The sequence below is a fragment of the Micromonospora sp. NPDC049645 genome (assembly GCF_040675155.1).
Lineage (GTDB): Bacteria > Actinomycetota > Actinomycetes > Mycobacteriales > Micromonosporaceae > Micromonospora.
Map to the genome: position 1 here is coordinate 74,499 of NZ_JBFAOI010000011.1, position 20,827 is coordinate 95,325.

The 20,827-nt window shown below is 72.3% G+C and carries 16 protein-coding genes and 1 pseudogene; 11 read left to right on the forward strand and 6 right to left on the reverse strand.

Annotated elements, in window-relative coordinates; genetic code table 11:
* Positions 1 to 51 precede the first annotated feature (51 nt).
* Both AB0J33_RS23155 and AB0J33_RS23160 read right to left on the reverse strand, forming a co-directional pair.
* Positions 52 to 2,529, reverse strand: coding sequence for a thiamine pyrophosphate-dependent enzyme (locus AB0J33_RS23155; protein ID WP_363616099.1), 2,478 nt, complete (start codon positions 2,527 to 2,529; stop codon positions 52 to 54).
* 51 nt (positions 2,530 to 2,580) lie between these two features.
* Positions 2,581 to 2,747, reverse strand: a pseudogene (locus AB0J33_RS23160) (MarR family transcriptional regulator); the annotation flags it as partial.
* 145 nt (positions 2,748 to 2,892) lie between these two features.
* On the opposite strand from AB0J33_RS23160, the gene AB0J33_RS23165 reads away from it, so the two are divergent.
* Positions 2,893 to 4,539 (forward strand): alkaline phosphatase D family protein, encoded by a 1,647-nt coding sequence (locus AB0J33_RS23165; protein WP_363616100.1) that lies wholly within the window; start codon positions 2,893 to 2,895, stop codon positions 4,537 to 4,539.
* A gap of 109 nt (positions 4,540 to 4,648) precedes the next feature.
* Here the strand turns inward: AB0J33_RS23165 and AB0J33_RS23170 are convergent, their stop codons facing one another.
* Positions 4,649 to 5,053, reverse strand: a complete 405-nt coding sequence (locus tag AB0J33_RS23170; protein WP_363616101.1) for a YjbQ family protein — start codon at positions 5,051 to 5,053, stop codon at positions 4,649 to 4,651.
* Positions 5,054 to 5,403: 350 nt separating this feature from the next.
* Here AB0J33_RS23170 and aceE point away from each other — a divergent pair, with 350 nt between their 5' ends.
* Entirely contained in the window at positions 5,404 to 8,142 is a 2,739-nt protein-coding gene (gene aceE / locus AB0J33_RS23175; RefSeq protein ID WP_363616102.1) for a pyruvate dehydrogenase (acetyl-transferring), homodimeric type, read from the forward strand.
* A gap of 137 nt (positions 8,143 to 8,279) precedes the next feature.
* Here the strand turns inward: aceE and AB0J33_RS23180 are convergent, their stop codons facing one another.
* Positions 8,280 to 8,726 (reverse strand): SRPBCC family protein, encoded by a 447-nt coding sequence (locus AB0J33_RS23180; RefSeq protein ID WP_363616103.1) that lies wholly within the window; start codon positions 8,724 to 8,726, stop codon positions 8,280 to 8,282.
* A gap of 188 nt (positions 8,727 to 8,914) precedes the next feature.
* On the opposite strand from AB0J33_RS23180, the gene AB0J33_RS23185 reads away from it, so the two are divergent.
* The 3 genes from AB0J33_RS23185 (at position 8,915) to gltX (ending at position 13,049) form a co-directional block, all read left to right on the forward strand.
* Positions 8,915 to 10,264, forward strand: coding sequence for a GH1 family beta-glucosidase (locus AB0J33_RS23185; protein WP_363616104.1), 1,350 nt, complete (start codon positions 8,915 to 8,917; stop codon positions 10,262 to 10,264).
* Positions 10,261 to 11,538: an MFS transporter gene (locus AB0J33_RS23190; protein ID WP_363616105.1), complete on the forward strand. Its 1,278-nt coding sequence runs from the start codon at positions 10,261 to 10,263 to the stop codon at positions 11,536 to 11,538. Before AB0J33_RS23185 ends, AB0J33_RS23190 begins: the two co-directional genes overlap by 4 nt.
* 101 nt (positions 11,539 to 11,639) lie before the next feature.
* Positions 11,640 to 13,049 carry a glutamate--tRNA ligase gene (gene gltX, locus AB0J33_RS23195; protein WP_363616106.1) on the forward strand — a complete coding sequence of 470 codons (1,410 nt, stop codon included), beginning with the start codon at positions 11,640 to 11,642 and terminating at the stop codon, positions 13,047 to 13,049.
* Positions 13,050 to 13,171: 122 nt separating this feature from the next.
* Here gltX and AB0J33_RS23200 read toward each other — a convergent pair whose 3' ends face one another.
* A complete protein-coding gene (locus AB0J33_RS23200) occupies positions 13,172 to 13,777 on the reverse strand; it encodes a copper resistance protein CopC (protein ID WP_363616107.1) in 606 nt (201 codons plus the stop codon).
* Between the two features lie 252 nt (positions 13,778 to 14,029).
* On the opposite strand from AB0J33_RS23200, the gene AB0J33_RS23205 reads away from it, so the two are divergent.
* Entirely contained in the window at positions 14,030 to 14,683 is a 654-nt protein-coding gene (locus AB0J33_RS23205; RefSeq protein WP_363616108.1) for a hypothetical protein, read from the forward strand.
* A 196-nt stretch (positions 14,684 to 14,879) separates the two neighbouring features.
* Here the strand turns inward: AB0J33_RS23205 and AB0J33_RS23210 are convergent, their stop codons facing one another.
* Positions 14,880 to 15,212, reverse strand: coding sequence for a hypothetical protein (locus AB0J33_RS23210; protein WP_363616109.1), 333 nt, complete (start codon positions 15,210 to 15,212; stop codon positions 14,880 to 14,882).
* A gap of 297 nt (positions 15,213 to 15,509) precedes the next feature.
* On the opposite strand from AB0J33_RS23210, the gene AB0J33_RS23215 reads away from it, so the two are divergent.
* The 5 genes from AB0J33_RS23215 (at position 15,510) to AB0J33_RS23235 (ending at position 20,764) form a co-directional block, all read left to right on the forward strand.
* On the forward strand, positions 15,510 to 16,694 hold the full coding sequence (locus AB0J33_RS23215) for a histidine kinase (RefSeq protein WP_363616110.1): 1,185 nt from the start codon (positions 15,510 to 15,512) through the stop codon (positions 16,692 to 16,694).
* On the forward strand, positions 16,691 to 17,392 hold the full coding sequence (locus AB0J33_RS23220) for a response regulator transcription factor (RefSeq protein ID WP_363616111.1): 702 nt from the start codon (positions 16,691 to 16,693) through the stop codon (positions 17,390 to 17,392). The genes AB0J33_RS23215 and AB0J33_RS23220 overlap by 4 nt, the downstream gene beginning before the upstream one ends.
* A 124-nt stretch (positions 17,393 to 17,516) precedes the next feature.
* Positions 17,517 to 18,818, forward strand: coding sequence for a helix-turn-helix domain-containing protein (locus tag AB0J33_RS23225; protein WP_363616112.1), 1,302 nt, complete (start codon positions 17,517 to 17,519; stop codon positions 18,816 to 18,818).
* A 78-nt stretch (positions 18,819 to 18,896) separates the two neighbouring features.
* Positions 18,897 to 19,823, forward strand: coding sequence for an ACP S-malonyltransferase (locus AB0J33_RS23230; RefSeq protein WP_363616113.1), 927 nt, complete (start codon positions 18,897 to 18,899; stop codon positions 19,821 to 19,823).
* Positions 19,820 to 20,764 (forward strand): beta-ketoacyl-ACP synthase III, encoded by a 945-nt coding sequence (locus AB0J33_RS23235; RefSeq protein WP_363616114.1) that lies wholly within the window; start codon positions 19,820 to 19,822, stop codon positions 20,762 to 20,764. The genes AB0J33_RS23230 and AB0J33_RS23235 overlap by 4 nt, the downstream gene beginning before the upstream one ends.
* The last annotated feature ends 63 nt before the right edge of the window (positions 20,765 to 20,827 follow it).

The following is a 20,827-nucleotide window of genomic DNA, read 5'->3' on the forward strand; positions in this document are numbered from 1 at the left end:
TCCACACAGTTGTGCGTCCGCGCGCAAGTGGCGCACCGGGTGCAACGGAATTTACCGTGCCAGCAGCGTACGGGCACCCTCGGTAATGGCTTCCGTGGAGACCAGAACCTGCCGTGCTGCCGGACCTAATGGTACAAACGAGTCAACTCCCGCCACTCGTCGCGCGGCTCCGACATATCCGGCGTCGACCAGTGCGGCGATCACGCCCTCGCCCACCCCGCCGGAGCGGCGCGTCTCGTCCACGACCAGCACCCGGCCGGTCGCCGAGGACTCCCGGATGATGTCGGCCACCGGCAGCGGGGCAAGCCAGCGCAGGTCCACCACACGGGTGCCCACCCCCTCCTCGGCGAGGACGGCCGCGGCCCGCAGTGACATCCGCACTCCGTTACCGAAAGTGATGATGGTGAGGTCGTCGGCCGAGCCGACCCGGTAGACCCGGGCCCGTCCGATCGGCACGTGACCGGCCACCCACCCGCCCGGCTCCGGGTAGCCGGCCAACCACTCACCGTCACCCTCCGCGTACAGATCGCGGGTGTGGTAGAGCGCGATCGGCTCCAGGAAGACGCAGACACTGCCGTCCACCGCCGCGCTCGCCAGACAGGTCCGCAACATGGGAGCGGCATCGTCCGGCCGCGCCGGCACCGCGACCACCAGACCCGGCACATCCCGGAGTACGGCCACCGAGTTGTCGTTGTGGAAGTGCCCGCCGAACCCCTCCTGGTACGCAAGCCCCGCCACCCGCACCACCATCGGGTTGCGGAACGCACCCTGGGAGAAGAACCGCATGGTGGCCGCCTCCCCCCGCAGCTGGTCCTCGGCGTTGTGCAGGTACGCCAGGTACTGGATCTCCGGCACCGGCAGCATCCCGGCCAACCCGGCGCCGAGGCCCAACCCGAGCACCGACGTCTCGTCGAGCAGGGTGTCGAAGACCCGGGCCGCCCCGAACCGGTCGCGCAGCCCCTTCGTCACCCCGTACACGCCGCCCTTGGCGGCCACGTCCTCACCGAAGACCGCCATCTGCGGGTGGTCGAGCATCCCGTCGGCGAGAGCCGCGTTGATGCTCTGTGCCAGGGTCATCGGCCCGGCCAGCTCCGGCGGCTTGCCGCCGAACGCCTCCGCCCGGACGCCCGCGCCCGGCCCGCTGGCCCGCGCCGCCGCGTCGGCCACCGCCCGCGCCACCCGCACCGGACGCCGGGGTGCCAGTGCCGACACCACGTCGGCCGCTGACGCCAGCTTCGGCTCGCCCAGCACCTCCTCGGCCAGCCGGCGGATCTGCCAACCGGTCTCGTCGTACCGGGCCAGCAACTCCGCGCCGGTCGCCACCCCGGCGTCGGCCAGCAGCCGCGCGGTGGCGGCCACCGGGTCCCGGTCCAGGTCCTCGGCCAGCTCGGCCGGGCTCCGGTACGCCGACTCCGCGTCCGCCCCGGCGTGCCCCATCAGCCGTACCGTGCGCAGGTGCAGCACGGCCGGCCGCCGGGTACGGCGCACCCACGCCGCGGCCTCCGCCGCCACCGCGTACGTCCGCACCGGATCGGCCCCGTCCGCGCTGAAGTAGCGAACGCCCGGCTTGGCCCGCAGGGTCGACTCGACCCAACCCTCCGGCGAGCGGACGCTGATGCCCAGCCCGTTGTCCTCGCAGACGAAGAGCACCGGGATCCGCAGCCCGGCGTGGTCGTACCAGCCGGCGGTGTTGAAGGCGGCGGTGGCGCTGGCGTGGTTGACCGAGGCGTCGCCGAAGGAGCAGACCACGATCGCGTCGGGTGGCCAGGGGGCGTGTGCCGCGCCCGCGCCGCTGCCGACCCGCACCCCGGCCCCGGTACGCCGTCCGGCGGTGTCGAGCCGGCGCAGCCGTTCCACGGCCAGTCCCATCCCGACCGCGCGGGGCAGGTGCGAGGCGATGGTGGAGGTGGTCGGCACGATGGCCAGGTCGGCCCGGCCGAACACCTTGTGCCGACCGCCGGCGATAGGTTCGAGGCTGGACGCGACCATCCCGCGCAGCACGTCCCGGGCCGCGTCCGCGTACGCCGGGAACCCGCTGGCGGCCGGGTTCCGCGCCGGTTCGGGCAGCTCCCGGTCGTCGGGCGGGTCGGCGTCGCGGGTCGACTCGTCGTCGACGGTCGACCCGGCGGCGGACGGCTCGGGGTCGGCGACCGACCCGGGTGCGGGGGTCACCGCCGGGTCGGCGGCGGCCTGGGCGGCGCGGAGGCAGTAGAAGGCGCCGGAGCGGTAGTGCAGCAACGCCGGGTCGGTGGGGCGCAGCGCGGCGGCGAGCGCGGCGTTGCCCTCGTGCCCGGCCGAGCCGATCGTGTAGAAACCCTCCCCGAAGCTGCGCAACCAGCGGCCGGCCAGGTCGAGCTGCCGGCTGGTCACCTGCGCGTCGAACAGGTCCAGCACCTGCGCGCCGGTCAGCGGAGCGTCGTCGGTGACCGGGTCGGCGGGGTCACGCCGCCGCTCGGCGGCGGGCAGCGCCGCCAGCGTCTCCCGGAACCGGTCGTCGAGATCTTGCGGGGTGGTCACGTCGGACAGCATTACCGACGGATGGCCTGCTCGCCCAGTGGGACACGGCCGTCGGCGGTGCGCTCACTCCGGCCCGAAGGACACCGGGCAACCACCGTCGGACGCCTTCCAGACCAGGTCACGAGGGGTGCTCAGCTCCTCGTCGGTCAGCGCGGACAGGAGTCGGGAGTCGGACATCACCTGTCGGCGACCCGGGCTCGTACGACCCGACCCTCCCCGGTCACCAGCAGCCCGCCCGACGGCGGTCGGCGCGGATCGACAGCGGTCATCGGTGTTCGATTGTCGGCGACGAGCAGGGCCACTCACTGTCACCTGTCGGCCATCGGGGCTCGCGAGGCTCCCGGAGTCACGCAGATCGGACTCTGGGGAGGATTCGTGTCACTGTCCCGACGTACCATCCTGCTGTCCGGCGCCACGATCGGCGCCGCGGGCGCGGTCACCGGGCTGCCGGCGGCGGCCGGCGCGGCGGCGGGCCGGCCGCTTGCCTACCCGTTCACCCTCGGTGTGGCCTCCGGCGACCCCGACCACGACGGGTTCGTGTTGTGGACCCGCCTGGCCCCGCAGCCACTGGCCGAGGACGGCCTCGGCGGCATGCCGGACCGCGACGTGCCGGTGCACTGGGAGTTGGCCGCCGACGAGCGGTTCCGGCACGTGGTGCGCCGCGGGGTCGCGGTCGCCCGCCCCCGCTCGGCGCACAGCGTGCACGTGGAGTTGGCCGGCCTGCTGCCCGGGCGCGAGTACTTCTACCGGTTCCGGGCCGAGCGCCACGTCTCGCCGACCGGGCGCACCCGCACCGCACCGGCGCCGTGGACCATGCCGGCCGCCCTGGCGATGGGTTTCGCCTCCTGCTCCCAGTACGAGCACGGCTACTTCACCGCCTACCGGCGGCTCGCCGAGACCGAGCCGGAGCTGATCCTGCACCTGGGCGACTACCAGTACGAGTACGCCCCGGACACGTACAACGTCCCGGGTGGCAACCCGCGTGACCACGAGGGACCGGAGACCCGGACGCTGGCCAACTACCGGCAGCGGCACGCCCAGTACAAGACCGACGCCGACCTCCAGGCCGCGCACGCGGTGGCGCCGTGGGCGGTGGTCTTCGACGACCACGAGGTGGAGAACAACTGGGCCGACGAGGTGCCCGAGGCGCCGGACCCGGAGTTTCCCGCACGGCGGGCGGCGGCGTTCCAGGCGTACTACGAGAACATGCCGCTGCGGCGCACCTCAATCCCCCGCGGCATCGACATGCAGCTCTACCGGCGGGTGCGCTGGGGCCGGCTGGCCACCTTCCACCTGCTCGACACCCGGCAGTACCGCGACGACCAGGCATGCGGCGACGGCTACCGGGACTGCGCGGCGGCATCCGACCCGGCCCGGTCGATCACCGGGGCCGAGCAGGAGGCGTGGCTGCTGGACGGCTTCCGCCGCTCGGACGCCCAGTGGGACATCCTCGGCCAGCAGGTCTTCTTCGCTCAGCGGGACAACAACTCCGGCCCGCTCACCGTCACGAGCATGGACTCCTGGGACGGCTACGTCGCCTCCCGGGACCGCATCACCCGGGGTTGGCTGGCCGCCGGGGTACGCAACCCGGTGGTGCTGACCGGCGACGTGCACGCGCACTGGGCCAGCGATCTGAAGGTGGACTACGCCGACCCGACCTCGCGCACCGTCGGCACCGAACTGGTCTGTTCCTCGATCACCTCGACCGGTGACGGCGCGGACTCGCCGTCCGGCTCGCACCCGTGGTTCGCGTTCAACCCGCATCTGCGCTTCCAGAACAACCTGCGGGGGTACGTGCGCACCACGATCACCCCGGGGCAGCTCACCGCCGACTTCGACGTGCTGCCGTACGTCAGCCGGCCGGGCGCGCCCGCGTACACCCGGGCCTCGTTCGTGATCGAGGACCGGGTGCCCGGTCTGCACCAGACGGCGGACAACCCGATCCCGTCGGCGGCCCGCAGCGCCACGTCGTCCGTCGACGCCGGTCAGCGGACCGTGGACCAGGAGACCGCCCGCCCGTAACCGGCCCTACGCGTCACGATCCGCGCACGGCGCCGCCGTCAACTTTGTCCAGGCGGCAGTTGCGGGGACGCCGCGCGGGTCGTGACGCGGGGCGGCGCCAGCGCGGCTGTCAGCCGGGGAGGAAGGAGAACCGGACCTGGCGGGTCGGGTTGTCGCCGTTGGTGTCGACGAGGCAGATCGACTGCCAGGTGCCGAGCGCCAGCCGGCCGCCGAGCACCGGGAGTGTGGCGTACGGCGGGACGAACGCCGGCAGCACGTGGTCGCGGCCGTGCCCGCGCGAGCCGTGCCGGTGCCGCCAGCGGTCGTCGGTGGGCAGCAGCGCGTCGACGGCGGTGAGCAGGTCGTCGTCCGAGCCGGAGCCGGTCTCGATGATCGCCAGGCCGGCGGTGGCGTGCGGCACGAAGACGTGCAGCAGGCCGTCGCCCTCGCTGGCGACGAATGCCTGGGCCTCCGCGGTGATGTCCCGGACGGTCGGCCTCGACCCGGTCTGGACGGTGATCACGTCGCTGCGCATACGTCGCATTCTGCCGCAGGGAGTGGTCGGTGGCTGCCGCCACCACCGGAGTCGCCGCCGCCCGGCCAGCCGCCACCGGAGTCGGCCGAGGTGACGGCGACCACGCCGGCGACCAGGCTCGCGACCCGCCAACGAGCATGCTCGCGGCGACCGCGACATGTCCTCCGTTCATGGTGGTGGCGGTGGAAGTCCCGGGCAAACCGCTCAGATTTCCTGCGGTCGTCGCGCTAAGTTACCGGCGAGTACCTGTGTTCAGCATCGCGTCGGGGGGACCTAGACGTGACGACGGGTGCCACCAGGGGGCAGGATGACGCTAGAGACCTATCCCACACACAACCGAGGGAACGCCTGTGGCTACGGAACGCAAGCGCCCGGTGATCAGCGACGGCCTACCGAGCCAGCTTCCGGACATCGACCCTGAAGAGACCAGCGAATGGGTCGAGTCGCTTGACGGTGTCATCGACGAACGCGGTGCCAAACGCGCCCGCTACGTCATGCTGCGCCTGCTGGAGCGGGCCCGTGAGCGCCAGGTCGGGGTTCCGCCCCTGACCACCACCGATTACATCAACACCATCCCGTCCGAGCGCGAGCCCTGGTTCCCAGGTGACGAGCACGTCGAGCGGCGGATCCGGGCGTACGTCCGGTGGAACGCCGCGATGCTGGTGCACCGGGCGCAGCGCCCGGAGATCGGCGTCGGCGGGCACATCTCCACCTTCGCCAGCTCGGCGTCGCTCTACGAGGTGGGCTTCAACCACTTCTTCCGGGGCAAGAACCACCCGGGCGGTGGCGACCAGATCTTCTACCAGGGCCACGCCTCCCCCGGCATGTACGCGCGGGCGTTCCTGGAGGGGCGACTCAGCGAGCACCAGCTCGACGGCTTCCGCCAGGAGCTGTCGCACCCCGGCGGTGGGCTGCCCTCGTACCCGCACCCTCGGCTGATGCCGGACTTCTGGGAGTTCCCCACCGTCTCGATGGGCCTCGGCGGTCTGAACGCGATCTACCAGGCCCGGTTCAACCGGTACCTCCAGCACCGGGGCATCAAGGACACCTCCCAGCAGCACGTGTGGGCGTTCCTCGGCGACGGCGAGATGGACGAGCCGGAGACGCTCGGCGCCATCGGCGTGGCCGCCCGCGAGGAGCTGGACAACCTCACCTTCGTGATCAACTGCAACCTGCAGCGGCTGGACGGCCCGGTCCGGGGCAACGGCAAGGTCATGCAGGAGCTGGAGGCGTTCTTCCGGGGCGCCGGCTGGAACGTCATCAAGGTCGTCTGGGGTCGCGAGTGGGACCCGCTGCTCGCCGCGGACACCGACGGCGCGCTGGTCAACCTGATGAACACCACGACCGACGGCGACTACCAGACCTACAAGGCGGAGTCCGGCGCGTACGTGCGGGAGCACTTCTTCGGCCGTGACGCACGGACCCGCAAGATGGTCGAACCGCTCAGCGACGACGAGATCTGGAACCTCAAGCGGGGTGGGCACGACTACCGCAAGCTCTACGCGGCCTACAAGGCGGCCACCGAGCACACCGGTCAGCCCACCGTCATCCTGGCGAAGACGATCAAGGGCTGGACGCTCGGCTCGCACTTCGAGGGCCGCAACGCGACCCACCAGATGAAGAAGTTGACGCTGGAGGACCTGAAGACCTTCCGCGACCGGCTCTACCTGGACATCCCCGACTCGGCGCTGGAGGACAACCCCTACCTGCCGCCGTACTACCACCCGGGCGAGAAGTCCGAGGAGCTGGCGTACCTGAAGGAGCGGCGCGAGCAGCTCGGCGGGTACCTGCCGTCCCGGCGGACCAGCACGAAGCGGCTGGCCATCCCCGGCCCGGAGCGGTTCGCCGACATCAAGCGCGGCTCGGGCAAGCAGAAGGTCGCCACCACGCAGGCCTTCGTCCGTCTGCTCAAGGACGTGATGAAGGACAAGGAGTTCGGCAAGCGCTGGGTGCCGATCATCCCGGACGAGGCCCGCACCTTCGGTCTCGACTCGATCTTCCCGACCGCGAAGATCTACTCGCCGCACGGCCAGCGCTACACCTCGGTCGACCGCGAGCTGTTCCTGTCGTACAAGGAGTCGACGACCGGGCAGATCCTGCACGAGGGGATCAACGAGGCCGGTTCGGTGGCCTCGTTCACCGCGGCCGGCTCGGCGTACGCCACCCACGACGAGCCGATGATCCCGATGTACATCTTCTACTCGATGTTCGGGTTCCAGCGGACCGCCGACGGGCTGTGGGCAGCGGCCGACCAGATGGCCCGGGGCTTCCTGCTCGGCGCCACCGCGGGTCGGACCACGCTCAACGGTGAGGGTCTCCAGCACGAGGACGGGCACTCGCTGCTGATCGCCGCCACCAACCCGGCGGTGGTCGCGTACGACCCGGCGTTCGCGTACGAGATCGCGCACATCCTGGAGCAGGGTCTGCACCGGATGTACGGGGACGCGCAGGAGAACGTCTTCTACTACCTGACGGTCTACAACGAGCCGACGCTCCAGCCGGCCGAGCCGGCCGACGTGGACGTGGAGGGCCTACTCAAGGGCATCTACCGCTACGCGCCGGCACCGCAGGTCGACGGCCCGAAGGCCAACCTGCTCGCGTCGGGCACCGGCATGCAGTGGGCGCTCAAGGCCCAGCAGCTGCTCGCCCAGGACTGGGGGGTGGGTGCCGACGTCTGGTCGGTGACCTCCTGGACCGAGCTGCGTCGCGACGCGGTGGAGACCGAGGAGTACAACCTCCTCAACCCGGGCGCCGAGGCGAAGGTCCCGTACATCCAGCGGAAGCTGGCCGACGCGGACGGGCCGAAGATCGCGGTCAGCGACTTCATGCGCGCGGTGCCGGATCTGATCGCCCGCTGGGTGCCCGGCGACTACACGTCGCTCGGCACCGACGGCTTCGGCATGTCGGACACCCGGCACGCGCTGCGTCGGCACTTCCACGTCGACGCCGAGTCGATCGTGGTGGCCACGCTGCGGCAGCTCGCCCGCAGCGGCGCGGTCCCGGCCACGGTGCCGGCCGAGGCCGCCAAGAAGTACGCGATCGACGACGTCAACGCCGCCCCGGTCGGCGAGACCGGCGGCGACAGCTAGACCCGGTACGACCGAAGGAAGGGCCCGGCGCACCCGCGCCGGGCCCTTCTCGGTGTACGGAGCGGCGGTGGTTCCGGGGCCCTGGCGGGGACCCGGACCACCGCCGTCGCGGGTGACGCCGGGAGGATGGGCGCTCGTCAGCCGACGGCGGCCAGGTCGGTGAGCCGGGCCAGCGAGTCCTCCAGGTCGGCGCCAACCCGACGCAATCCGAGGCGCAGCAGGGCGGCCTTGACCGGACCGGCCGGCCAGCGGACCACGATGAGTCGCACGATGGTCCCGCCCTCCTCCTCGTCTCCGGTGAGTTGGACGTAGATCTCGGTGCGCGCCTCCGCACGAGCACCGGCGCCCCTGGCCCGTTCCCGCCAGCCGATCAGCGTCGGCTCCTGGTAGGCGATCACCTCGGCCTCATGCGCCGAGCCGCGCCCCGCCTGGACCAGTTGTCGCCGGCCGAAGCCCTCTCCCGAGAGCACTTCGGCCGCGCGGACCCCGGCCAGCCAGGCCGGCAACTGCTCGGCCCGCTGCACGACATCCCAGACCACTTCAATTGGCGCCGCCACGTGCGCACTGCGTTCCACGAGGATCATTTCCGTCTTTCCTCCGGTGAGGACATCCCACGATATCGGCACTCTATGCGCTAAATCGGACTTACCCGGACGGGTTCGGAAAAAGACACGCCGATCAACCATTGCGGATTACCCCGGGGCGGCCTATGGCGCATTCACCGAGAGCGCTTTAAAGTCCCGAACACATTTCACGTTGATCGGGAGGGCGCATGTCGACCGCACCGATGCCCCGGTTCCCCACCGGCTTCCGCTGGGGTGTCTCCACCTCGGCGCACCAGATCGAGGGCGCCAGCACCGCCGACGGGCGCGGTCCGTCCATCTGGGACACCTTCGCGCGCTCTCCCGGGCGGATCAGTGACGGCAGCACCGGCGAGGTGGCCTGCGACCACTACCACCGGCACACCGAGGACGTCGCGCTGCTGGCCGGGCTCGGCGTCTCCGCGTACCGGTTCTCCATCGCCTGGTCCCGGATCCAACCCACCGGTGCCGGCCCGGCCAACGCAGCCGGCCTGGACTTCTACGACCGCCTGGTGGACGAGTTGTTGGCCGTCGGCGTCGACCCGGTGGCCACCCTCTACCACTGGGACCTGCCGCAACCCCTCGAAGACGCCGGCGGCTGGCTGCACCGCGACACCGCCGCCCGGTTCGCCGAATACGCCGACCTGACCGGCGCCCGCCTCGGCGACCGGGTCCGGCTCTGGATCACCCTCAACGAGCCGTTCATCCAGATGAGCCTCGGGTACGGGATGGGCGTGCACGCCCCCGGCCGGGCGCTGCTGTTCGACGCCTTTCCGGTCGCCCACCACCAACTACTCGGGCACGGGCTCGCGGTCAGCGCGCTACGGGCCCGCACCGCCAGCCCGGTGGCGATCGCCAACAACTACTCCCCCGTGCGGGTGCTCGGTGACCGCGACGCCGACCGTGCCGCCGGGGCGGCGTACCAGGCTTTGCACAACCGGCTCTTCACCGACCCGCTGCTCGGCCGCGGCTACCCGGAGCTGCCCGGCTTCGACGGAAGCGTCATCCACCCCGGCGACCTCGACACCATCGCCGCACCGATCGACGTGCTCGGGGTCAACTACTACAACCCCACCGGGGTACGCGCCGCCGACGCGGACTCACCCCTGCCGTTCGACCTCGTGCCGCTCGACGGCTACCCGCGTACCGCCTTCGACTGGCCGGTGGCCCCCGACGGGCTACGCGAACTGCTCGGCTGGCTACGCGACACCTACGGCGACGCGCTGCCGCCCATCGAGATCACCGAGGGCGGCTGCGCGTACGACGACGCGCCGGGAGCGGACGGGCAGGTGGCCGACCCGGAGCGGATCGGGTACCTCGACGGGCACCTGCGGGCCGTCCGGGACGCCATCGACGACGGCGTCGACGTCCGCGGGTACTTCGTCTGGTCGCTGCTGGACAACTGGGAGTGGGCCGAGGGGTTCACCAAGCGCTTCGGTCTGGTGCACGTCGACTACGCCACCCAGACCCGGACGCCGAAGTCGTCGTACACCTGGTTGCGGGACGTGATCGCGGCCAGCCGGCCGGGGTCGGCGCGGTGACCACCCTCGACCCGACCCCGACCTCGCTGCCGGCGGCGCTCGCCGAGCCGACGGTGCCGGTGCGGCGCGGCTGGATCGGTCTGATCTTCGCCGCCAACCTCGGCGTCTGGATGGCGTTCTTCACGCCGATCCAGGTGCTGCTGCCGCAGCAGATCGAGCAGATCGCGCCCGGCGACAAGGAGAACATGCTGGCCGTGGTCACCGGCCTCGGTGCGCTGGCGGCGGTGCTGGCCAACCCGCTCGCGGGCGCGCTCTCCGACCGGACCTGCCTGCGGATCGCCGGCCGGGAACTCGGTCGTCGGCACGTCTGGACGGCGGGTGGGGCGGTGCTCGGCGCGGTGGCCCTGCTGCTGCTGGCCCAGCAACGGACCATCCTCGGGGTCGCCCTCGGCTGGGTCGCCGCGCAGGTCTGCTTCAACGCGATGCTGGCCAGCCTCACCGCCGCCATCCCGGACCGCGTTCCGGTGCGCCAACGCGGAGCGGTTTCGGGTTGGGTGGGCATCCCGCAGTCGCTCGGGTTGGTGCTCGGCGCGGTGCTGGTCACCGCCGTGGTCACCGGCAACGGCGCGGGCTATCTGGCCATCGCCGTGGCGATCCTGCTGCTGTCGCTGCCGTTCGCGCTGCTCACGCCCGACGAACCGCTGCCGCGTACGCACCGGCCGGTGCTCCGGACCCGGGCGCTGCTGGCCTCGATGTGGATTAGCCCCCGTCGACACCCGGACTTCGCCTGGGCCTGGATCACCCGGTTCCTGGTCCAGTTGGGCAACGCGCTGGGCACCCTCTACCTGCTGTACTTCCTCAGCGACGGGGTGCGTTACCCCGACCCCGAAGCTGGGCTGCTGGTGCTGATCCTGCTCTACACGCTCGGGATGATGCTGACCGCGGTGATCGCCGGACGCCTGTCGGACCGCTCCGGCCGCCGCAAGGTCTACGTGATCGCCTCCGGGTTGACCATGGCGGTGGCGGCGCTGCTGCTCGCCGTCGCGCCGGTCTGGCCGATGGCCATCGTGGCGGCGCTGCTGCTCGGCGCCGGCTACGGCGTCTACCTCTCGGTGGACGCCGCGTTGATCACCGAGGTGCTGCCCCGGGCCACCGACCGGGCCAAGGACCTGGGCGTCATCAACATCGCCAACTCGGCGCCGCAGGTGCTCGGCCCCGCGCTCTCCGCCCCGCTCGTGGTGCACCTGGGCGGCTATCCCACGCTCTACGCGGTCACCGCCGTGGTCACCCTGGTCGGCAGCGCCCTGGTCGTCAAGATCCGCTCGGTCGCGTGAGCCGGGCGTCGTCCGGGCCCGTCACCGGCCGGCCCGGGGCTTGACACACGCCCTGGGGGGCGTGGCGGAAAGCAGTCGCGCAGCGCCGTAGGCTGGGGGACGTGACAGTACGTGTGCGCTTCGCCCCCTCCCCGACCGGTATGTTCCACGTCGGCGGCGCCCGCTCGGCGCTGCAGAACTGGATCTACGCCAAGCAGCAGGGCGGGGTGTTCGTGCTGCGCATCGAGGACACCGACGCGGCGCGCAACAAGCCCGAGTGGACCGAGGGCATCCTCTCCGCGCTGGACTGGATCGGCATCTCCCGGGGCAGCTACGAGGGCCCGTACTTCCAGTCCGAGAACGCTGGCGAGCACCGGGCCGCCGCCGCCCGCCTGTACGAGTCGGGCCGCGCCTACTACTGCGACTGCACCCGCGAGGACGTGCAGGCCCGCACCGGCTCCCAGTACCAGGGCTACGACGGCTACCACCGCGACCGTGGCCTCGGCCCGGGCCCGGGGCACGCGCTGCGCTTCCGCACCCCGGACGAGGGCGCGACCGTGGTGGTCGACCTGATCCGTGGCGAGCCCACCTTCGAGAACAGGCTCATCGAGGACTTCGTCATCGCCCGGGGCGACGGCTCGCCGGTCTTCCTGCTGGCCAACGTCGTCGACGACATGACCATGGGGATCACCCACGTGATCCGGGCCGAGGAGCACCTGCCCAACACGCCCAAGCAGCAGCTGCTCTGGGACGCCCTCGGGGTCAAGCCGCCGGTCTGGGCGCACGTGCCGGTGGTGGTCAACGAGAAGCGGCAGAAGCTCTCCAAGCGACGGGACAAGGTCGCCCTGGAGGCGTACCGCGAGGAGGGCTACCTCGCCGGGGCGATGCGCAACTACCTCATGCTGCTCGGCTGGGCCCCCTCCGGCGACCGCGAGATCGTTCCCTGGTCGGTGATCGAGGACGAGTTCCGGCTGGACGAGGTCAACCCCTCCCCGGCGTTCTTCGACGAGAAGAAGCTGCGCGCCTTCAACGGTGAGTACATTCGCGCGCTGCCGGTGGCCGAGTTCATCGACGCCTGTCAGCCGTGGCTGACCGGCACCGGGACCATCGCGCCGCCGCCGTGGCAGCCGGAGGAGTTCGACGCGGAGGCGTTCGCCGCCGTGGCGCCGCTGGCCCAGACGCGGATCGCGCTGCTCAGCGAGATCGTGCCGAACGTCGACTTCCTCTTCCTGGCCACACCGCTGATCGACGAGGCAGCCTGGACCAAGACCATGAAGGACGGCTCCGCCGAGTTGCTTGACGACGCCGTCGCGGCGTTCGAGGCGCTGGAGTCCTGGGATGCCGAGTCGCTGAAGTCGACGCTGGAGGCGGTCGGCGCCGAGCGGGGCCTCAAGCTCGGCAAGACGCAGGCACCGGTACGGGTCGCCGTCACCGGGCGCACCGTGGGTCTACCGCTGTTCGAGTCGCTGGAGGTCCTCGGCCGCGAGCGCACCCTGACCCGAATCCGCGCGGCCCGCCTGCGCCTGGTCTAACCCCCACCCCCGCCCCGCCGCCCCACCGCCCCGTCACCCCACCGCCCCGTCGATCATGGAGTTGTGGTGCCCGATCTGGCGCCTGCCGGGGGATTTGTCACCCACCACAACTCCATGATCGACTAGACGCGGCGGCGCCGGCGGCGGAACAGCAGGCCGGCGGTTAGGGCGACTAGCACCACCAGGCCGCCCAGCGCCCAGAGCCACCAGCGACCGCCGGAGTCGGACTGCTCCGACGCCGCCGGCACCGTGGACGCCGTCGAGCTGCCGGGGCTGGCCGACACCGGCCCGGCAGAGGGTGCGCCAGCCGAGGGCGACCCGGCCGACGGAGCAATGGGAGCAGCGGTCGACGGAGAGGCGGACGGGTCGGCTGCGGTGCCGGTGGTCATCGTGAACCGCACCTCGCCCTTCACCGGATGCCCGTCGTTGGACGCGAGCTGGTAGCCAACGATGTAGAGACCCGCGGCGGCCGGCTTGAACGGCACCCGCACGCGACTGCCGTCGAAAACCGGTGGGCCCCCAGCGACCACATTGTCCGGTCCGGTTATTGTGATCTTCGTCGTCGCCGGCGACGGCTTGGCGAGGAACCGAAGCTCGATCCGGGCCGGTGCCGTCGCCACGCGGGCGCCGTCGCGCGGGTTGCTCCCGGTCAGCTCGTTGTGAGCGGCAGCCGGTGTCGGTGGCACCAAAAACGACACACCGAACGCCACGCCGAGCACCACTGGCACGACCCGCACCGTACGTGTAACCCTGCCCCCCATGAACCCCTCCGTAAGGGTACGATCCGCCCGCTGATCAAACGGCTCCTCATTAGTCGAGCAGAGATCGCAGATAGTTCCAATTACTGTTCCGAAAGCTGCAACTCATCGATGTTCTGCGGAGTCTGTAGGAGTGGGTGCGACCATCCGGTCGGTGCCGCACCGGCAGCTCGGTCCAGACGTCACGACGAAGCCATCCATCGAACGGGGCGAGGAGGCGGGATGGTCCGACACATGAGGCGGTTGGCCGCCGTGTTGGCGGGCACGCTGGCGGCGGCGCTGCTGTCGCTCGGCACCGCCGGCTCGGCCTCGGCGGCGCCGAAGCCGCCGGCACCCGCCGGAGTGGACATCACCGGCGTGGGCCTGTCCGCGCCGCTGCGGATGCACGCGGACACGGAGCCCGCCCTCGTGGGCGCGGTCATCGACCAGATCAACTTCCTCGCCCGCACCGGCATGCCGGCCGGCCCGAAGGCGGCCGACCTCGGTCCGAAGTACACGGTCGTGGTGCTCTCGGGGGAGACGGCGAAGCAGACGTACGACCTCTACCCCAGGGCGGTCGGCGGCCCCCGGGTCTACCGGCCGGCGAAGCAGCCGGACGGCCGCAAGACCACCGCCGGGTGGTTCCTGGGTCGGCTCAACATGTCCGAGACGCTGCGCACCGCCGGTGTGCCGCTGGAGCGGCAGTTCGACACGGTCAGCGGTGGTGTCGGCGGCGGCGAGCGGGTGCTCCCGGAGGACACGCTCGACCCGGCGAAGGACCTCGACGAGGCGCTCGGCGACCTGCAACGCCTACTGTTGCTCAACGTCGGCGTGATGGTGACCATCACGGTCGGCCTCGCCGGGATCGCCCTGCTGATCCGCCGCCGCACGCGCTGAACCGCGCCGCACACGCGGAGCTGCACCGCGCGAGCTGAACCGCGCCGCACACGCGGAGCTGCACCGCGCGAGCTGAACCGCGCCGCACACGCGGAGCTGCACCGCGCGCGCTGAACCGCGCCGCACACGCGGAGCTGCACCGCGCGAGCTGAACCGCCGCCGCACACGCTGAACCGCCGCCCGATGGTGGTGAGGTTCAGCACCAGCGGCGCGGTGGGCGTTCCCTGCGGGTGGCTCGCGGACGTGGCCGGACCGGGCCGTGCCGGTGCGCCCCGGCCCAGCCGGGAAGTTCGCTGAGGCAACCACCCGGAACGTCAGTGTCGGGCTCGGCGAGGCCGGCGGGCTCGTTGGAACGCTGCCGGGGCAACACGGGCTCGTCGTCGGCCCGCCCGGCGAGCGGCTCCATCGGGTGTGCGGGCGCGCCGCCGACCGACCGGCGGTGCTTGCCGGTTGCCGGCTGCGGGTCGTGGTGCCCCGGCCGACAGGGCTCGCCCTGGGCGCAGCCGTGCTCGGCCTCCCCGTGCGCCATCCCCGGTCTCCTCACGCTCGCCTCACCCGCGGGTGTCCCCCGACGTGCCCTGTCACCGTACTGGCCGGGACCGACGGGCCGCGCGCAGCGTACCCGGGGTCCGGGCCGGCCGGTTCCGCCGGACGCCGCCGAGTGTGGGACCTGGTTGCGCAGTTCACAGCTTCTTTCCGCACCGTTCATTCGCGGGGCGCACCGGCGGTGGTCGACAGTGCGGTACCTCTTTCGGCGCATGTCGGTGCCGGAGAGGTCCGTCCCCGGTCGGAGTTGGGCGGGCGACGGCTGTGGTGGGATCGGGTCATGCGTCCGCCACCGTGGCTCGACTCCGGCACCTTCGGCCGTGACCTCGTGCTCGCCGGTGCGTCGCTGGCCGGCGGCCTGGTGCTGTACGCCCTGGGTTGGCAGCCACAGGCCCGTCCGGGCGCGCAGGTGCCGTCGGCGTTGTTCCTGCCGCCGCTGGTGGCGGTCTGCGTCGCCGTCGGCCTGCGGCGGGTCGCACCGCGCGCCAGCCTGGCCGTGGGGACGGGCGCGCTTGTGGTCGACACGGTGCTGGGCAGTTCGTTGGGCACGGTGCTGGTCTACACGCAGGTGCTCTACGACGCCTGCGTGTACGGCCCGCCCCGGCTGTGGCGGTGGCTGCTGCGGGTCACCATCGCGCTGAGCCTGATCGGGGCGGTCGTCGGCGTGCTCGGGTACGGCCAGTGGCGCGGTGCGGCGCTCGGGGTCCTGGTGGTGCTCGTCGGGCTGCTGCCGGTCCTGACCGGCATCAGTGTCCGGCAGTACCGCGACCAGGCCGCCGCCGAGCGGGCGCGGGCCGAGCAGACCGCCCGGCTGGTCGAGTTGGACCGCCGGCAGGCGGTCAGCGCCGAACGGGCCCGGATGGCCCGCGAGCTGCACGACGTGGTCGCGAACCATCTCAGCGCGGTGGCCATCCACGCCACCGCCGTGCTCTCCGTACCCGGGTTGGATCGCGGTCAGGTGGAGTCGGCGTTGCGGGTGATCCGGGAGAGCAGCGTGCAGGGCCTGGCGGAGATGCGCCAGATGATCGAGGTGCTGCGCGAGCCCGGACCCGGCGGCGGGTCGGTCGGTGCGGAGGTGGTCACCGCGCGCCTCGCCGAGGCGGACGGGCTGGTCGAGCGAATCCGGGCGGCCGGCCTCGCGGTCAGGGTCCGGACCGATGGCACGCCGGGCACGCTGCCGGTGGGGGTGGACCTCGCCGCGTACCGGATCGTGCAGGAGTCGCTGACCAACGCGTTGAAGCACGGCACGGGTGAGGCGGAGCTGACGATCGCGTACCGGCCGGCCGAGGTCGTGCTGACGGTGGAGAATCCGGTGCGTCGGGGCGAGGCCGGGTTGCCGGGCGCCGGGGCCGGGCTGATCGGGATGCGGGAGCGGGCCACCCTGCTGGCCGGCCGGTTCACCGCCGGGCCGCGCGACGGCCGGTGGCAGGTGCGGGCCGCCCTACCCACCGGGGAGGGCGGGTGACCGGGCCGCGCTGGGCAGCGGGCGACGCGGGCGCGGCGTCGGTCCGGGTGCTGCTCGCCGACGACCAACCGGCGGTACGCGCCGGACTGGCCCTGATCCTGAACGGCTCACCGGACGTCGAGGTGGTCGGCGAGGCGGCCGACGGCGACGAGGCGGTCCGACTGTGTCGGGAGTTGCGCCCGGACGTGGCGGTGCTGGACGTACGGATGCCCCGCCGGGACGGGATCTCCGCGACCCGGGCGATCGTCACCGACGGGCTCGCCGACGTGCTGGTGCTCACCACCTTCGACCTCGACGAGTATGTCTTCGGGGCGCTGCGGGCCGGGGCGGCCGGGTTCCTGCTCAAGGACACCGACGCGGACGGTCTGGTGAGCGCGGTGCGTACGGTGGCGCGGGGCGACGGGTTCATCGCCCCCGCGGTGACCCGCCGGTTGATCACCGCGTTCGCGGCCACCGCGCCGGGCGCCTCGGCGGACACCCGGGCCGCGCTGGGCACCCTCACCCCGCGCGAGCGGGACGTGTTGGCCTGCCTCGGGCTGGGCCTGTCCAATCAGCAGATCGCGGATCGGCTGGTGCTGGCGGAGAGCACCACCAAGACCCACGTGAGTCGGATCCTCGCGAAGCTGGGCCTGCGCAACCGGGTGCAGGCCGCGATCCTGGCCCAGGAGTTGGGCCTGCCCACTCCCCCGCAGCCGTGACCCGGGCCCACCGGTGCCGCCAGGCGCCGCCGCTGCAAGGCGCCGCCGCTGCCGCCAAACGCGCCGCAGCTGCCGCCAAGCGCCGCCAAGCGCCGCCGGGCCCGCCGCGCTGACCGGTGCCGACGTGGATGGCCTGCTCACGACGTGTCAGGCTAGGGCGGTGAGCACGCCAGGCGGTGGAGAGCTGTCGGCCACGCTGCGCCGGATCGAACGATCGGCGGGGGCGTTGGCCACCTCCAGCGTGGCCCGGATGGACGAGACTCTGCCCTGGTTCCGGGCACTGCCGGCCGATCAGCGCTCGTGGGTGATGCTGGTCGCCCAGGCGGGCGCCCGGTCGCTGGTGCAGTGGTTGCGCGACGGCGGTGGCACGGCGGACAGCACCCAGGAGGTCTCGGACGAGGTCTTCGCCGCCGCCCCGCAGGCGCTGGCTCGCTCGATCACCCTTCAGCAGACCGTGGCGTTGATCAAGGTGACGATCGACGTGGTCGAGGAGCAGGTGTCGCACCTGGCCGCCGAGGGCGAGGAGCAGCAGCTACGCGAGGCGGTGCTGCGCTTCTCCCGGGAGATCGCGTTCTCCGCCGCCCGGGTGTACGCGCGGGCCGCCGAGTCGCGCGGCGCCTGGGACGCCCGGTTGCAGGCGCTGCTGGTGGACGCGCTGTTGCGGGGTGACTCGCCGGACGTCCTGGCCAGTCGGGCCGCCGCGCTCGGCTGGGCGGACGCGCCGCCGGTGGCGGTGGCGGTCGGTCGATCACCCGGTGGGGAGGTCTCCGCGGTGCTGCACGTGGTCTACCGACAGGCCCGCCGGATCGGTGTGGAGGTGATCGGCGGCGTCCACGGCGACCGGCTGGTGATCGTGTTGGGTGGCGCACCGGACCCGTTGACCGCCACCGCGAAGCTGCTCAGCGCGTTCGGCGACGGCCCGGTGGTGGTCGGTCCGGCCGTACCGAGCCTGGACGAGGCCACCGAGTCGGCGCGCGCGGCCCTGTCCGGCTTTCGGGCCGCGCCGGCCTGGCCCAGCGCGCCCCGGCCGGTGCCGGCCGCGGACCTGTTGCCGGAGCGGGCCCTCGCCGGCGACGCGGAGGCCCGTCGCCGGCTGCGTCACGATGTGTACGCGACGCTGGTGCGCGCGGGCGGCGAACTGCTGGCGACCCTGGACGCCTTCCTGGCCGCCGGTGGCACGCTGGAGAGCGCGGCTCGGGCACTGTTCGTGCACCCGAACACGGTGCGTTACCGTTTGCGTCGGATCGCCGAGGTGACCGGGTTCTCGCCGCTGTCTCCGCGCGACGCGTTCGCCCTTCAGGTGGCGCTGACCGTGGGTCGGTTGGATCCGGTTGTCCCGCTCGCCTCGCAGGTCCCGACTCAGACAATGACCCCGGGCAGCCGGAAATCCCCCCAAACCGAGGATGATCCCCGCCGATCTTTGTAGGAAACCTCCAAAGGCCCTAGTGCGGTTTGGTCGAAGGCGGCACAGCGTTACCCGCCTTTATCCGGGAGAGTCATAGGGGTGCTCGCCGTACTTAGTCCCGGCCAGGGTTCTCAGAAACCCGGCTTCCTGACCCCCTGGCTCGACCTGACCGGCACTGCGGCGCGACTGCGCGAGTGGTCGGCGCTGGCCGGGGTCGACCTGCTGCACCTGGGCACCGACGCCGATGCCGACGAGATCAAGGACACCGCCCGCACCCAGCCGTTGCTGGTCGCCGCGGCGTTGCTCGCGGCCGAGCAGCTGCCCCTGGACGGCGTCGCGCTCGCGGTCGGGCACAGCGTGGGCGAGCTGGGTGCCGCCGCCGTGGCCGGTGTGCTGTCGGCCGACGCCGCGATCACCCTGGCCGGCGTACGCGGCCGGGAGATGGCCGCGGCGTGCGCGCTGGAGCCGACCGGAATGGCCGCGGTGCTCGGCGGTGACCCCGACGAGGTGATCGCCGCGATCGAGGCCAACGACCTGTACGCGGCCAACCGCAACGGCGCCGGGCAGATCGTCGCCGCGGGCGCCCTGCCCGGCCTCGACAAGCTCGCCGCCGCGCCGCCCACCCGGGCCCGGGTCGTCCGACTGAAGGTGGCCGGCGCGTTCCACACCCCGTACATGGCTCCGGCCGAGACCGCGCTCGCCGCGGCGGCCGCGCAGATCACCCCCGCCGACCCGGCCCGAACCCTACTGTCGAACCTGGACGGCACCGCCGTCGACAACGGCCCGGCCATGGTGCAGCGCCTCGTCCGTCAGGTCACCGCCCCGGTGCGCTGGGACCTGTGCATGCGCACGCTGGCCGACCTCGGGGTCACCGGCGTGATCGAGCTGCCGCCGGCCGGCTCCCTCGCCGGGCTTATCAAGCGAGAGCTCAAGGGCGACGGCGCCCCGGAGATCGTCACCCTGAACACCCCGGACGACCTGCCGGCCGCACGGGACCTGATCGCCCGCATCGGAGGTCGTTCATGACTGGCAGTCGCATCGTCTCGATGGGGCACTACCAGCCCTCCCGGGTGGTGACCAACGACGACATCGCCCAGCTCGTCGACACCAACGACGAGTGGATCCGCGACCGGGTCGGCATCGTCAGCCGGCGGATCGCCGACAGCGAGACGGTGGCCGACATGGCCGCCGCCGCCGCCGACAAGGCGCTTGCCAACTCGGGCCTGACCGCCGCCGACATCGACCTGGTCGTGGTCGCCACCTGCTCCTCCATCGACCGCAGCCCCAACGTGGCCTGCCGGGTCGCCGCCAAGCTGGGCATCACCGCTCCCGGCGCGTACGACCTCAACACCGCCTGCTCGGGCTTCGCGTACGCGCTGGGCACCGTCGACCACGCCATTCGGGCCGGGGCGTCGCGCAACGCGATCGTCATCGGCGCGGAGAAGCTGTCCGACTTCACCGACTGGACCGACCGCTCGACCTGCATCATCTTCGCCGACGGGGCGGGCGCCGCAGTGGTCTCCGCCACCGCCGACGACGAGCCGGCCGGGATCGGCCCGGTGGTCTGGGGTTCGGTGCCGGACAAGAGCGACGCGGTCCGCATCGAGGGCTGGCGCCCGTACATCCAGCAGGAGGGGCAGGCGGTGTTCCGCTGGGCCACCACCGCGCTGGCGCCGCTCGCGCTACAGGCCTGCGAGCGGGCCGGGGTCGACCCGTCGGAGCTGGCGGCGTTCGTGCCGCACCAGGCCAACGCCCGGATCATCGACGGCATCGCCAAGCGGCTCAACATCCCCGACGCGATCATCGCGAAGGACATCGTCGAGTCCGGCAACACCTCCGCGGCGAGCGTGCCGCTGGCCCTGTCCAAGCTGGTCGAGCGCCGGGAGGTGCCCTCGGGCGCGCCGGTGCTGCTGTTCGGCTTCGGCGGTGGCCTGACCTACGCCGGTCAGGTCGTCCGCTGCCCCTGATGACCCCCTCGGGCGCGTACGCGTCGAGGAGTGGCGGTCGGCGACGCCGTCCGCCGGAGAACC